Annotated in this window: 12 protein-coding genes; 4 read left to right on the top strand and 8 right to left on the bottom strand. The window is 35.2% G+C overall.

Annotation, left to right across the window (positions count from 1 at the left end):
- On the top strand, positions 1 to 1560 hold the full coding sequence (locus tag AC3HD6_RS08540) for an L-type lectin family protein (protein ID WP_488895957.1): 1560 nt from the start codon (positions 1 to 3) through the stop codon (positions 1558 to 1560).
- A 108-nt stretch (positions 1561 to 1668) separates the two neighbouring features.
- Here AC3HD6_RS08540 and AC3HD6_RS08535 read toward each other — a convergent pair whose 3' ends face one another.
- The 7 genes from AC3HD6_RS08535 to AC3HD6_RS08505 form a co-directional block, all read right to left on the bottom strand.
- A complete protein-coding gene (locus tag AC3HD6_RS08535; RefSeq protein WP_488895956.1) occupies positions 1669 to 2643 on the bottom strand; it encodes an NAD-dependent epimerase/dehydratase family protein in 975 nt (324 codons plus the stop codon).
- A complete protein-coding gene (locus AC3HD6_RS08530) occupies positions 2640 to 3425 on the bottom strand; it encodes an SDR family NAD(P)-dependent oxidoreductase (protein WP_488895955.1) in 786 nt (261 codons plus the stop codon). Before AC3HD6_RS08530 ends, AC3HD6_RS08535 begins: the two co-directional genes overlap by 4 nt.
- Positions 3426 to 3585: 160 nt before the next feature.
- A complete protein-coding gene (locus tag AC3HD6_RS08525; RefSeq protein WP_488895954.1) occupies positions 3586 to 4674 on the bottom strand; it encodes a helix-turn-helix domain-containing protein in 1089 nt (362 codons plus the stop codon).
- Positions 4675 to 4707: 33 nt separating this feature from the next.
- Positions 4708 to 5349 carry a rhomboid family intramembrane serine protease gene (locus tag AC3HD6_RS08520; protein ID WP_488895953.1) on the bottom strand — a complete coding sequence of 214 codons (642 nt, stop codon included), beginning with the start codon at positions 5347 to 5349 and terminating at the stop codon, positions 4708 to 4710.
- 42 nt (positions 5350 to 5391) lie between these two features.
- Positions 5392 to 7983 carry a DNA gyrase/topoisomerase IV subunit A gene (locus AC3HD6_RS08515; RefSeq protein ID WP_068943629.1) on the bottom strand — a complete coding sequence of 864 codons (2592 nt, stop codon included), beginning with the start codon at positions 7981 to 7983 and terminating at the stop codon, positions 5392 to 5394.
- A gap of 8 nt (positions 7984 to 7991) precedes the next feature.
- Positions 7992 to 8408, bottom strand: a complete 417-nt coding sequence (locus AC3HD6_RS08510; RefSeq protein ID WP_488895952.1) for a hypothetical protein — start codon at positions 8406 to 8408, stop codon at positions 7992 to 7994.
- A gap of 89 nt (positions 8409 to 8497) precedes the next feature.
- On the bottom strand, positions 8498 to 10384 hold the full coding sequence (locus AC3HD6_RS08505; RefSeq protein ID WP_488895951.1) for a DNA topoisomerase IV subunit B: 1887 nt from the start codon (positions 10382 to 10384) through the stop codon (positions 8498 to 8500).
- 217 nt (positions 10385 to 10601) lie between these two features.
- Between AC3HD6_RS08505 and AC3HD6_RS08500 the strand changes: the two genes are divergently transcribed.
- Entirely contained in the window at positions 10602 to 13460 is a 2859-nt protein-coding gene (locus tag AC3HD6_RS08500; protein WP_488895950.1) for a sensor histidine kinase, read from the top strand.
- Positions 13450 to 14181 (top strand): LytR/AlgR family response regulator transcription factor, encoded by a 732-nt coding sequence (locus AC3HD6_RS08495; protein ID WP_488895949.1) that lies wholly within the window; start codon positions 13450 to 13452, stop codon positions 14179 to 14181. The genes AC3HD6_RS08500 and AC3HD6_RS08495 overlap by 11 nt, the downstream gene beginning before the upstream one ends.
- A 77-nt stretch (positions 14182 to 14258) precedes the next feature.
- On the opposite strand, the gene AC3HD6_RS08490 is transcribed toward AC3HD6_RS08495, so the two are convergent.
- Positions 14259 to 14795, bottom strand: a complete 537-nt coding sequence (locus AC3HD6_RS08490) for a DUF2867 domain-containing protein (RefSeq protein WP_488895948.1) — start codon at positions 14793 to 14795, stop codon at positions 14259 to 14261.
- Between the two features lie 482 nt (positions 14796 to 15277).
- Here AC3HD6_RS08490 and AC3HD6_RS08485 point away from each other — a divergent pair.
- On the top strand, positions 15278 to 15790 hold a 513-nt coding region (locus AC3HD6_RS08485; protein WP_488895947.1), incomplete at its 3' end, for an IS110 family transposase.

The raw sequence follows: 15790 nt of genomic DNA, 5'->3' as shown, positions 1-15790 counted from the left end.
ATGAACAGAAATAGTATAATCTTACATTTTCAAAAAATTCTGTTTATTGCGTCCTTGTTTATTTTCTCACAACATATTACTGCCCAAAATCAACAAGGTACGGGTTATCCTTATTTTGTAAATTTTACCCAGGGGCTACAACCTCAGGAAGCATATAAGGTAGCAACAAGCGGAGTTCAAAATGATGCAACTTTTACTACGGAAGGGTTAAGACTCACCCGTAATGTAACTAACATATCTGGAGGTGTTATCCTTGCGGACAAAAAATTCACCAGTGATCAAGGAATTAAATTCGAATTTGAATATGTTATCTATGGCGGAAATACCAATGGAGGTGACGGGATTTCTATATTTTTGGTAGACGGATCCATTCCCAAAGATCAGCTTAATCTTGGCTACTTTGGTGGAGGGTTAGGCTATACTTTTGTGATGAGAAATCCAAGACAAGGAGGAAATCTGGAAGGTTTAAGAGGCGCTTATTTGGGAATCGGTCTTGATGAATTCGGAAACTTTAAAACCAGATTTCGTCAAGGAGACAGAACCAGAAACGGGCTTACCGACGTATCTATTGCCGATGGCCGGAATAATGTAACTTTAAGAGGTAAACGCGGGAATCAGTATCTTTCGTCTTCTGAACCTGCCGGATACAATGGTTATCCACTGCTTTACAGTACGGCAACCAATGCTTCTCCTTCAAGCAGCAACCGTTCAGTATACTTAAATACTCAGACCGGAAAGCATATTGCCACTCAAAACTCAACTTTTAGCCAGTTTACTATGGAAAACGGAGGAAATTCAATTCCCCAGAATGATTCTGATGCCAGATTCCGTAAGGTATATGTCACTCTAGTTCCTAATCCTGCGGGAGGCTATAATATTACGTTAGAGATCCAGCATGGCAATGTTAAGGAAAAAGTTATTGATAATTATTATTATCCAACATCTTTAAAGTATACAGAGAATGCAATGCAAAATAACCAAGTCAGAACACTGGATACTTCCCCTCCTTCCACTTTCAGAATTGGATTTGCGGCTTCAACCGGAGATGCTAAAAATATACACCTTCTAAAAAATCTGGGAGTTACCAAGCCTTATGCCGCTGAAGTTACCGATGATCTGTTTGCAGGATGTCCGGGGATAAAATCCATATATTCTCCTCTTCTGAACGATGCAGCTTACACCTCAAGAAATGGTCAAAATCCACCTGTCGCTTCCTATGATAATATTGATTTTAATTCATTCCGGTTTCTAGATATCAATGGTGCTGTTATTCCTAATATAACCGGTGGTGTTTATACTAATAGCGAAGGTACATGGACGTATTATCCGGCAACCGGAAAATTAGCCTTTAAACCGGCTAACGGATTTATCGGAGTCGCCAAAATAAGATATGACATCAAAGGCGGAGGAAGGAATGGCTCTGAAGTCCCTTATAACCAAGAAGACTATCGATCTATGCCAGGATTAATACAAGTTAATATTTCCAATACAAACAATTGTAGTAAAGCTTGTGTGATTTCCAATAAAAATGTCACTCAACAAATACAAATCAATCCATAGCAGGAAATGCCATAAAATTTAAAAACCGACTTTTGTCGGTTTTTTTATGTTTACAGGTGAAAGGCTTGAAACCTATGGAACCATTGTAAAAGATCAATTCATTAGAAATCAGCTCTTCATTTCTTTAGATTTAAAATAGTTAACAGCATCTTCTATCGCTTTGTCTATTGGTTTGTAATGAATATCCAGATCTTCTGCTGATTTTTGGTTAGCGTAATAGTTATGAACCTGAAGCGCCTTCATATTAAAAGAACAGAGATTCGTCTTTATGTTTAATCCTCTCAAAACATCTCCTGTCCAGCCTAAAATATTCAGGAATATAGTAGGAATAGGAATCATAAAAGGACTTTGATTTGTAATTCTATTTACTTTTTTGAAAAACTGTTTGTAGCTTAGATTCTCATTAGCCAATAAGTATTTTTCTCCATTCTTTCCGCGCTCCAATGCATGGATCACTCCATTGGCAGCATCTTCAGCGTGAACAAAGTTTTTTCCTCCTTTCGGATAAAAGATCAACTTCTTTTTCCAAGCCCAGAAAATTAATCTACCTGAACTTGGTTTGGTATCATAAGCTCCGATCATAAAAGTAGGATTCAGAATGATAAGTTCTGTATGCTTACGATTTCGTAAAAGATAATTTTCAGCATTCAGTTTACTTTGAGCATAAAAAGAATCTGTAAAAGGGTATTTCTGAACGTTATCTTCATTTCCGGGATATTCCTCACTCCCATATCCGATGGTATTGGCTGAGCTTATAAACAAAAACCTTTTGACTCCACAAACTTCCGCCTGAGAGAAAAGGTGTGCAGTAACATCATAGTTTACTTTTTTATAATCCTCATACCGGATCAGATTCTGGCTTGTTTCTGCGGCGATATGAATGATGCAGTCAACATTTACCAGATATTGTGAAAGATCAGAGGTCAGATACCCCTCAATCAATTTGAGGTTTTTATTTTTTTCGCCCAGATACTTGCTTTTCTGGCGCACCAAAGCAATAACAGAATAACCATTTTGTAATAATTTAATGATAACATTGGTTCCCAGAAGCCCTGTAGCTCCGGTTACAAAAACTTTTTTCATGCTTCGATCTCTCTTTTTATAGCTTGAGTCATCAGGGGAAGCTTAATCCATATGGGAAGAATCTTCATCACCAGCCAGCTTATTGGATTAACCATAATTACGGAATCTTTTTTAAATAACCGCTGAATGGATCGAGCTGCTACTTTATCCGGATTTAAAAGTGTCAACCTACCCCAAAAACCCTGTTTTTCAATTCTTTTACAAACATCGGTATTCGTTTTCATGGCTCCGGGATTCACAACACTTACAAAAACATTGGTATCTTTTAATTCTTCATGCAGCCCTCTTGAAAAGGAATGAATAAAACTTTTGGAGGCAGGATATACCGTTTTAAATCCTATCGGGGAGAATGCGGCCATGCTTGAAACGTTTAAAATATAGGCTTTAGGCTGTTTTAAAAGATTCGGCAGCAATTGATGGGTCATAAGCGAAGTGGCAGTGACATTGACCTGTAAAATGGTGTTGATATAATCCGAAGTGGCCTCAGTAAACTTCTTTGTTCCTCCAAGGCCTGCATTATTGATCAGAATATGGATATTAAAAGACGAATTAAGCCATTCTGTAAGCTTCATCACGTTTTCATTAATGGAAAGATCCACTTCATAACAATGCGCTTTTATATGATACTCTTCTTCAAGTTTCAGTGAAAGTTCTTGTAAATTCTGACCAGGAAGACTGACCAAAATAAGATTGATATTTTTCCTTGCCAGATTTTCAGCAAAAGATTTTCCCAATCCCTGGCTTGCTCCTGTGACTACAGCGTATGATTCTTTGGTATCCATAAGATTAAATTTTACAGGACAAAGCTATCATAGAAATACCCTCTAAATGTTCCGGATTATCTGAGCGAACCTATTTGCTTAGCAAAAGTAAAAACAACACAAAATACTGTATAACAGCAAATTAATCACATTCAAAAAGTAAAAGTTTATAAATCTGAACTTATTTTTTGAACTCAGAAGGAGTTTGCCCGGTCACTTTTTTGAAGGTTGTATTGAAGGAAGTCTTGGAATTGAATCCTGACTCATAAGCGATTCCCAGTATAGATAACTTGCTTCCTGAGTCTTTAAGAAGCTGTTTGGCATATTCAACCCTGAACTCGTTCACATATTGGAAAAAGTTCTTTTGAAAACCTGTATTAATTACATAAGATAAATGATGGGTAGAAACCGAAAGCATTTCTGCCAGTTTAATCAGGTTCAGCTCACTATCCAGATAAGGTTTCTGGATGTTCATTATGTTTTCAAGCTGGGCTTTAATTCTTATCAGTTCTTCATCCGGCATCAGCTTTCTTTTTACCTCTTCAGAATCAGAATCATCTTGAATAGAGATTAATTCCTCCCGTTGTTTTTCTTCTAATGGATAAATTTCTTTTTGCTTTAAAGAATAATATCCAACGCAGTAAATAACTACAAGGAATACAGCATTGATAAAGAAATTTAATGATTTAGGATCATAAAACAGGTTGTATACTACATAGATAATGTTAACAGCAAGAATAACCAGGATAATATATTCCAGCCAATTCAGGTTGATTCCTTCGGTATTGGAAGAGAACTGCTGAATCTTTCGTTGATGTTTTCTGATGGTAATGTAAGACAGTATTGTGTAAAATAATGCCTGAATCAAAATAAGGATAATACTTAAAGGCTCGAAAGGGCTGGTATATCCTATTCTAGCCAATACAAGGCATATTACAAATGCTGCTGGCAGCAACAGATACTTTAGATCTGCAATTTTAAACCTAAAAGAAGGATTGGTATGAAATAATACGCTGAAATAAAAAAAGATAGGGGTCAGATATTGTATAATCCGGACCCAAAAAAGAGAATGAAATTCTATTGCTGACCCTGTTATGAGAAAAAGAATTTCATCCAGCCAGAAAGTAGACCAAAGAAAAAGAAAGATTCCGAACCAGAAATTGGCTTTCCGGTTAACTTTTAAAGGGTTTGCAATATTCAGTAGAGAAAGCAAAACCAATGAACCATAGATAAGTATCACGATGAAACTGTTGAATTCTGATGTGTTCATTGGGTTTGATATTTTAGATTAAAAATAGTCTCTTTATCTTATTCGTTTCCTTACAAAAATCTGATATCCCAGATAAATTAATGGCAGCGACATGACTCCAAGATATAAAATATTACTCATTGCCAGCTGAGGATGCAATACAATAGAATATACCAGTCCGAAAAAGGCTCCTCCAAGGTGGGCAGCATGTCCCAGATTATCCCATTGTTTAGGATTCAGCATCATGTATACAGAATATCCAAAATACAATGTTCCGAATAACCATCCTGGTAAGAAATTCACACTGATTTCATTCGGGGCCATAGCTATTGAAGCAAAAATAATTCCCGAAACAGCTCCTGAGGCTCCGATTGCCGAATACCACGGCTGTTTCTGATAAATCTGTAAACTAAACAGATTTCCAAGGATCATGGATCCAAAGTAGATAATTAAAAACCCAATTTCTCCAAAGAAATGAACCACCACTCCCTGAAAGAAGTACAAGGAAAGCATATTAAAGAACAGGTGCATAAAATCTGCGTGTAAAAATGCAGAACTTATCAGTCTTATATATTCTTTACGGTTAGCAATTGCTCCAACATTGAATTTATATTTTTCAAATAAGAGCGTATTGTTGAAACCCATGTAACTGAATACACAAGTAACCGCAATAATGATCAAAACAATTATATCCATCTGATATTTTTTATTGATTGTTAAGTAAAAACAATGATCTCCCTACTCTGTTTCATTTCCTTCTTCAGCTTGAAACAGATCTCCGATAATCCCACCATCTTCATCCATATCTCCTGTGGGTTCCGGATCTTCATATACTTCCGGTTCTTCTTCTACAGGTTCTGGAATGGTAATATTAATAGCTTTTACTTTAAATTTCGTAAACTGATTGCCTATCGCTTTTATTCCTTTTACCGCAATAAACTCGTCGATATTGATAGTTTCCGGATCACGATCTTTGCCTTTATCTTTTGCAAAAATAATTTCTGCGGTTACATCATTGGCAACGATTACATTTTCAATGAATGAGTTCGGATGCTCAGATGGCATAAAGGTTTGTACGTTTACGGTATTTTCCAGCAGGAATCGCTTGATAAAATAGATCTGCTTTTCCCCGTCATAATAAATACAGGTAATAGGCTGCTCAGGTTTCCACTTTTCCAATACCAGATATTCATCATCAAAACGGTTTCCTAAATCAAAAGAAACCAATTTTACTTCACCATTGGTATTGATTGTTAAAATTTTATCATCACCTTTGAAGCTTCCCAGCAAAGTACCTCTTGCATCAGCATTCAATCTTCTTACCGTATCGTCAAACCAGATTCTTCTTGGCGCCAGTGTAGAAACCCCTTCTTCTTTAAGGTCTACTTTCTTCACTGCATATTTCGTCACCAGATTTCCTTTTGAATCTCTTCCTTTAATAGCCAGATCGGAGAAATTGATCTCCATTTTATTCTTCCTGATTCTAGGGTTTGGCTTTAAAAGCACCGAAACGGTTTCTGCTTCTCCATTTGGGTTGGCTGAGAAATATAACGTTTCCGAACCCTTTTTGTCTGATGCTAATGGATAATCTGTATTTCTTGTGACTCCGGTTACAGAGAAACGTTTCATATAATAAGGTCCTTCTCTTCCTTCACGGTAGATCATGTTGTACACGGTTCTCTTATCATTTTTCTTCCATACAGCAACGTGGAGAATATCTTTTCCGATAAACGTTTTAGCTTCCACTTTTACCACTTTCATGCTGCCATCTTTTCTGAAAGTAATGATATCATCAATATCCGAGCAGTCAAACATATACTGATCTTTCTTCAATGAAGTTCCGATAAAGCCTTCTTCAAAATTGGCATAGAACTTTTCATTGGCTACAGCTACTTTAGTGGCATCAATGGTATCAAAGATTCTCAGTTCTGTTTTTCTCTGCTTGTCTTTCCCGTATTTCTTCTGAATATTTAAGTAATAATCTATAGCATACGTTATCAGGTTGGCAAGGTGATGTTTTACCTGCTCTATTTTACCTTCAAGAGAAGCTATATTTTCTTTAAACTTATCTAAATCAAATCTTGAAATTCTCTTGATTCTGATCTCCGTCAATTTTAGAATATCTTCTTCAGTTACTGCTCTCAAAAGATGCTTGGTATGAGGCTTTAATCCTTTATCAATGGTTATTAAGACGTCTTCCCAGCTCTTCACTTCTTCAATATCGTGATAAATTCTGTTTTCGATGAAGATTCTTTCCAGGGAAGAGAAATGCCAGCTTTCCTGAAGCTCATGAAGTTCTATTTCAAGTTCTTTTTTCAATAACGAAACTGTATGATCCGTATTCATTTTCAGAATATCGGAAACATTCATGAACATTGGTTTATCACCAACAATCACACAGGCATTCGGAGAAATTGTTACCTGGCAGTCTGTAAAGGCATACAGGGCATCAATCGTCTTATCCGGAGAAACATCATTATGAATATGAATCAGGATTTCGACTTTATCAGAAGTATTATCTTCAATTTTCTTGATCTTGATCTTCCCTTTTTCATTAGCTTTCAAGATAGAATCAATAAGATCGCTTGTCGTTTTGGAGTAAGGAAGTTCAGAAATCACCAGCGTATGTTTATCTGTCTGGGTGATTTTGGCTCTGGCTCTTACTTTCCCGCCTCTATGACCATCATTATATTCTGATACATCCAGATAACCGGCTGTTAAAAAATCCGGATAGATTTCAAATTTCTTTCCTTTTAAATAGGCTACAGATGCATTGATAAGCTCATTAAAATTATGCGGAAGGATCTTTGTGGAAAGCCCTACTCCAATTCCTTCCACTCCTTGTGTAAGAAGCAGTGGAAATTTTACCGGAAGATCAATGGGCTCATTATTTCTACCATCATAGGATTTTGTCCATTCTGTAGTTTTAGGATTAAAGACTACTTCCAGGGCAAAAGGGGTCAGTCTGGCTTCAATATACCTCGCTGCTGCTGCAGAATCCCCTGTATAGATATTTCCCCAGTTACCCTGAGTATCTATCAGCAATTCTTTCTGCCCGATCTGCACCATGGCGTCTGTAATGGAAGCATCACCATGAGGGTGATATTTCATGGTGTTTCCCACGATATTAGCCACTTTATTGTAACGGCCATCTTCCAGTTCCCGCATAGAGTGCATAATTCTTCGCTGAACAGGTTTTAACCCATCAAATATCGAAGGAATGGCTCTATCCAAAATCACATAGGAAGCATAATCTAGAAACCAGTCTTTGTAGAGACCGGAAACCTTCTTCAGGCTTTCTCCCTCATGCGAATATTCTTCTGTCGTCATCTGTTATATTAATCTTTTTTCTCTTTATTAGCTTTTACCACTTTATTTAGAGAGAGTTTTAAATCGTTTATTTCTTTTCTGGTCAAGTAAGAAACCTGGTACTTCAGAATGGTAGATCCATTATTCTTACTTGAGACGGTAATATATAATCTTTTGATAAAGAAAATATTAATTACGTCATATTTTATCAGTTTATATTTCGGAAACTCATCATGGAGAGGTTTGCTCAAAAAAGGAATGATATTCCTGTTTTTAAAATGCAGTGCTTCTCCATCACTGTCATATTCAAAAATCTGCCGTCCGTTAAGATGAAAGATTATTAATAATACTATGGGAACAATTATCATCAAATAGCTTTCAACCCCTAATACATTAAATCTGTATTCATTGGCTAAAAACCCAACTATTCCAAACACTGCAATCATTATCAACAGTGTATTAATAAAGTTATAAAATGATGTTTTACTACGGTTACTTAATCTCATTGTGATTCTTATATGGTGTTCATCAGTTGTTAGCTGCTTACTTCATCAAGAATGTGTTTTTTATCAATTTCAGAATCGTCTTCCACTACCAAGTTCTCAAGAATGAAAGTCTGTCTGTCAGGTGTATTTTTACCCATGTAAAATTCTAATAGCTGCTCTATGGTTTGATCTTTTCCAACCACTACCGGCTCTAAACGGATATCTTTTCCGATGAAATGCTTAAACTCATCCGGAGAAATCTCCCCTAATCCCTTAAATCGGGTGATTTCAGGATTTTTTCCAAGATCATTCAATGCTTTTACCCGTTCCGCTTCTGAATAACAATATCGAGTCTCTTTTTTATTTCTCACCCTAAATAATGGGGTTTGAAGAATATAAAGGTGTCCATTTTTAATCAGATCCGGGAAGAATTGCAGGAAGAATGTAATCATCAACAGACGGATGTGCATTCCATCCACATCGGCATCGGTGGCAATAATTACCTGATTGTATCTCAGGTCTTCTAAGCTTTCTTCAATATTTAAAGCGGCCTGAAGAAGGTTAAACTCTTCATTCTCGTACACTACTTTCTTTGTCAATCCATAGCAGTTCAAAGGTTTTCCTTTTAACGAGAATACCGCCTGGGTTTCTACATCTCTTGACTTGGTGATAGATCCTGATGCAGAGTCTCCCTCTGTGATAAAGATCTGCGTATCTCCTTTTCGCTCAGCTTTCTGATCGTTATAATGCTGTCTGCAGTCACGCAGTTTCTTATTGTGAAGAGATACTTTTTTAGCTCTTTCTCTGGCCAGCTTCTGGATTCCGGAAAGTTCTTTTCTCTCTCTCTCAGAGATCAGAATCTTTCTTTGAATGGCTTCAGCTATTTCAGGGTTTTTATGCAGGAAATTATCCAGTTTACTTTTTAGAAAATCAATGATAAAGGTTCTTACAGTAGGTCCATTTGGTCCCATATCATTAGATCCCAGTTTCGTTTTGGTCTGAGATTCGAAAACCGGCTCTTCTACATTGATGGAAATTGCGGCAATGATTGATTTTCTGATATCAGAAGCATCAAAACTTTTATTGAAAAACTCACGGATTGTTTTTACATACGCTTCACGGAAAGCATTCAGGTGAGTACCTCCCTGTGTTGTATTTTGTCCGTTAACGAATGAGAAATAAGTTTCCGTTTGTGATTTATCAGAATGGGTAATGGCAACTTCAATATCTTCATCCTTTAAATGAACAATCGGATAAAGGATATCGCTTTCCAGTTCTTCTTCCAAAAGATCTTTCAGACCGTTTTCAGAAAAATAGGTTTCTCCATTGAATAGTATTTTCAATCCCGGATTCAGATACGCGTAGTTGCGTAGCATTCTTTCGATATACTCTTTTCTGTATTTGAAATGTTGGAAGATTTCTCCATCAGGAATAAAAGAAATTTCAGTTCCATTTCTGTCTGAAGTTTCTTTTTCATCAAAGTTTTCTTTGATCATACCGCGGGAGAATTCTGCTGCTTTCATTCTTCCATCACGGAAAGAGCGCACTCTAAAGTAGTCTGAAAGGGCATTTACAGCTTTTGTACCCACCCCATTCAGTCCGACAGATTTTTTGAACGCTTTACTGTCGTATTTACCTCCGGTATTCATTTTAGAAACGGCATCTACCATCTTCCCCAGTGGAATTCCACGTCCAAAGTCACGAATGGTAACTTTGCCGTCATCCAGCTTTATTTCAATTCTTTTTCCGGCTCTCATCCTGAACTCATCAATGGAGTTATCCAGGATTTCTTTAAGCAAAATGTAAATACCATCATCGGCAGAGGATCCGTCACCCAGTTTCCCGATGTACATGCCGGGACGCAGACGGATATGTTCCTGCCAATCGAGGGTTCTGATATTCTCTTCGGAGTAGGTTGGATTTATTTCTTGTGACATATATAATTTCAGCAAACATACAAAAGTACGAAATTGTCCAAAATTATCCGAATTTTTTCAATCTGTTTTTTTAGTATTTCTCTCGTATTTTGTATTATTATCTTTCAAACTATATCTTTACATTATTATTCATAAAGATGTGAAAATATTATTTATTTTTCTGATAACTTCTTATATTTTTCTTTCATCGTCACTATTTTTTGCCCAAATCCCCGGATTGGTAAATTATAGCGAAGAGCAAGGACTAAATAGTTCATATACTTACACACTAAGCCAGGATCTCAAAGGCTTTATTTGGATTGGAAGTGATAATGGATTATTTCGGTTTGATGGAAAAGAATTCAAACAATACAATAAAAAAAACGGTTTAAAAAACATTGAAGTATTATCCTGCCACCAGTTATCGAATGGAGAAATTTTCATTTTATCTTTTCTGAATGATTTTGCTTATTTGAAAAATGGCAGAATTATTAATTCAGACTCCAATAAAGAACTCAATAAAATGCATTTTGAACATAATCCCAGTATTTATATTCATCAAGATGCAGTCTATATGTATGCGTCCGGCAATCCAGAAAATATTTATATGTACAGGAGCGGAAAAGTTAATACAATCCCATTGTTCATCAACAGAGGCAAGCTTTCAAACACCAACTATGCAATTTCATTCGATCTTGCTAATCATTTACTTTATTTGTCTGATAAAAATTCAACAAAAAATATTGAAGCCTATAATATTGTTACCAAAAAAACTACAAGCTGTAATATTCCATTAGGAAAAAGAGTTACAGTCTATAGAAAAGATGACTTTTATATCTTCAGAAGCAAAGGAAAGATTGAAATTTATAAATTACAGGATAAATTTAATTTTAAAAAGATCCAGAGCTACTCCATTAACGAAAATATTCAGCAAATATTTATAGATAAAAATTACGGGATATGGTTAAGCTTAGAAAATGGAGGTGTATTGCATTTCAAACAAACCTTACTGGATAACAAGAAGCTTACTGATCCTATAAAATTCCTGGACAAATACGTCATCCACAGCATTCTGGTAGATAAGGATAATAATATCTGGTTTTCTACTCAAAACAACGGGATTTTTTTTATTACCGACAAGTTTTTTAAGAGTTATATGCATCTGCCTATCAAGAATAATTCATCCTATATCACAGCTATTGCAGGAAACAAAAATGGGATTTTTTTAGGATACAACGAGGCAAAAAGTGGCATATATCGTTCTCATACAATAAAGGATCTTATTTTTGAAGAGAATAGGAAAATACAGCATAAAGCCATATTTTCAGAGGGAAATACGATAATCTTTGGTCTAAGCAGAAGTCTCATTCAATACAACACCGTTACTCATCAAAAATATATTTTAAACTCAACGGATTACAATCCAAAAAATGTTCTGCCTTACACTAAAGGATCTGCATTAATCTGCTCAAATATAGGTTTAACCGCCTATAATTACACTACCCATACCTATACCCCAATATTACAACAGGAAAGAATATATACTGCTTTACTCTATGATAAAGACAGCTTGTTGGCAGGAACCTTTAAAGACCTCTATAAACTAAATGTAAAAACAAAAAAGAAAACCTTGTTCCTGGAAGGTTATTATTTTACAGACCTTAAAAAATTAAAACAAAATGTATATGTAGGTGCTACCAATTTAAATGGCATCATTCTTTTCAGTAACAACAAAGTCTTAAAAATAATAACGCAAAGCAATGGCCTTATAACCAACCAAATCAAAAAAATAGAGATTGAAAATGATAATGTTTTCTGGGCAAGCACTAATTCTGGTATTAGTAGAGTTGAAATTCTGGGCAAGGCTCTGAAAATTAACAATTTTACACAAACGGATGGTTTACCTTCAAATATTATAGCAGGATGTGTTATAAAAGGAGATACGCTTTTTGCAGGAACCTCAAAAGGATTAGGAATACTTTCAATCAGGAATTTATTAACACAACAAAAATTCATTAATAAAAAAGTTATCATTAATTCTATTACTATTGGCAATCAGGAATTTTTTAATCTCAACCAAAAATTTACAACTAAGACTCCCAATAATAACATCACATTTAACCTGAGCTTTCCGGATTATGCTTCACAAGGGAAAATAAGCTATAAATATAAAATTGAGGGCTTGAATGATAACTGGGAAATCAGCAATTCTTCCCAAATTATATTAAATGCTATTCCCCCCGGAATCTACACTTTTAAAGTTTTTGGATTGGGCTATAACGGAAAACAATCCTATTATTCTTCAGATGTTAATTTTGAAATCAAACCTAAATTCTGGCAGACATGGTGGTTTAAGCTTCTTATAATCGCTTTGGGGGCAGCTATATTATTTATTTTTATCACTTTATATTTTCATAAAAAGAGAAACAAGAAACTGGAAAACCTTTATTATGAAAAGAAGATTGCAGAGCTTGAGCTACAAGCAATAAAGGCACAGATAAATCCTCATTTTATTTACAACTGCCTTAATTCTATCCAGTTTTTACTCTATAAAAAAGATTATGCAGAAACAGAGAATTACCTGAATACTTTCTCACAAATGATCAGAAAAACACTTCATTATTCTGAGAAAACCTTTATGCCTATCCGGGAAGAAGCTGAATACCTGTCTCTGTATCTCAATATGGAGAAACTTCGTTTGAAAGAACAATTTGATTATTCAATACATATATCGGAAACAGTAGACAAAAACTGGACTATTCCTTCCTTGCTGGTACAGCCTTTTGTAGAAAATGCGATAAAACATGGCATTTCAACATTAACGGATCGAAAGGGTAAAATAGACATCCGGTTTGATTATAATGGTACATCTCTTTGTATAACGATTGAGGATAATGGAACCGGAATAAGCAATAAAGATCAGACCACGATAAAATCAGGTTCTTTTGGGGTAAAATTATCCCAAAAGAGAATTGAAACATTTAAGCAGCTTTTTGAGACTAATATTACTTTAGTCATTAAAAATCTTTCTGAGCCAGGATCAGAACAAAAACAAGGAACACAAATTAAACTTTATATTACACCTCATGAGAACTAAAATACAGGCCTGCATCATTGATGATGAACAAGACGGAAGAGATTATATTGCTTTACTGCTGCAAAATGAATTTCCGGAAATTCAGACTATATTTCAAGCATCAAGTGTAGAGGAAGCTTATATTTATCTTTCAAAAAATTTACCTGATATTCTTTTCTTGGATATTCAGCTGAAGGACGGTACTGCTTTCGACCTGTTATCAAAATTCAGATCGATAGATGCTCAGATTATTTTCATAACAGCTTATGAAAATTTTGCTATCCAAGCCATTAAAAATGGCGCCACAGATTATCTTCTAAAGCCGATTAAGAAAATAGATTTTATTATGGCCGTTCATAAAACATTAGAAAATATCAAAAAAAATAAAACAGTTCCTGTGGGTCCTTTGAAAAAAAATAAAATCAGCCTTCCAACTCTGCAGGGTTTTAAATTAACAGACATCAATGATATTATACGATGTGAGGCCGATTCTAGCTATACCACATTTTACCTTGTAGATAAAACTAAAATTATTGTATCCAAGACCCTTCATGAATTTGAAGAATTCCTTACAGAGTATAATTTTTTCAGGATACACCATAAACACCTCATTAATCTTTCCCATCTTAAAGAATACATCAAAGGAAAAGGAGGCCAGGTGATTATGACAGACCGCTCTGTACTCGATGTTTCTGTTCGTAAAAAAATTGATTTTTTATCGAAAATAGAACACATGGAATAATAACAAATCTTTCTTATTATAGCTGTACATTATCATCAAATACAGAAATTGACAATCCATACATAATAAAAAAAAATCTATCCATTTTCCAGCTTACCTATTATATTTTTAAGCATAGCCGGAACAATAAGCTTATGAAATGGCCTTACCGGTAAAAAATACAATACCCCCAACCAGTTATGGAATTTTACAGTTGTAGAAATTGTTAAAGAATTTTCATCCTGTCCGCCCTGGTTTTTATCAAACAACAGAGAGACTCTGAAATTCAAATGTTTGTCATCTTCACCAAGAATGATCTCATTAGTGGTTTTATCAAAAACTTTAAAAAGACCTATACGATCACCTACTTCACAGGTAAAACCCTCATCTTCTCTCTTTGGATCTTTCTGGGTACCGGTTTTCAATCCGAATATCCCTACCATTTTATTTCTGAACGCAAACATTGTTTTCCCCCATTTTGGGCCGCTTGTAAAAAAGGCCTTCCCAATTTGCGTCATATCGAAATTCTGTCCATTTCCTACCAGTCCGCCTTCAAAACTATCTGCATAATCAAACTTTTCATTTCCCTGAGACAAAATGGATCTTGCCGGAAATTCAATCTTCTTAATTTTCATTGTCATTGGTTTTATATTATTTTTAGCATAACAAATGTAAGCATCACTCAGCATATTTAAAAGTAAAAAAACGCATTTTTCAAACAACTGTTTAAATTGCTTTTGCAGATAAAAAATGAACAGTGATTTGTTGGGTGACCGAAAAGTCACGAAAATTTCTTTAATACCTCCTGCTAAAAGGCGCAAACATTTTATCTCCGATAAAATTGTATACTGCTGATAATGGCCACAAATGCACGAATAATTATATTTATGTACAAAGACTATGTGCCCTTTAGTTTGTAAAAAGAAATTAAGTTTACAAAATAAAAGCATTCACAAGAAACAGGGTGAACCATTATGTGTCCAAGGATTCGAGACCTATACATAGATTATGAACCCTGTTTCTTTGAGAATAAGGTCATTATAGAAATTTAGGCTTTGGACCTATTATCAAGGGCTTAGACACGATTCTCAATGTGAATGATAACCTCAAAAAAGTTATGAGACAAAAGTACGTTATCGGCATTGATATTTCCAAATCAAAATTAGATTGTGCTATAATGGATTCTGAGTATAAGATCCAATGTGAGCAGATCATTCCCAACACAGAGAAAGGAATATCTTCATTTTTGAAAGGTATTTTAAAGCTTCTGAAAATAACCAAAGAAGACCTTTTGATTTGCTGTGAAAATACTGGAATTTATAACCGACCATTAGAGAAGTTTTGTTCAAAATCAGAGTATCTGCTTTGGGTGGAACATCCGGTAAAAATCAAAAAGGCGGCCAGTGATTTAAGAGGAAAAGATGATCGAAAAGATGCCAGAAGAATTGCAGAATACGCTGTTCGCTATCACGATAAAATAATGCCTTATGAGGAACCAGAGGAAGTTATACAACGAATGAACGTGCTGGCTAAATCCCGTGATACTTTACTATTGCAAAAAACGGCTTTGGAAAATCAATTAAGGGAAGCCAAAAGTCACGATGTGTATGTGTTTAAGCTATTGACCCAA

The organism is Chryseobacterium sp. II3a, assembly GCF_057815135.1.
The sequence above is the reverse complement of the archived record's forward strand: the minus strand, read 5'-3'. Positions and strand labels throughout refer to the sequence as shown.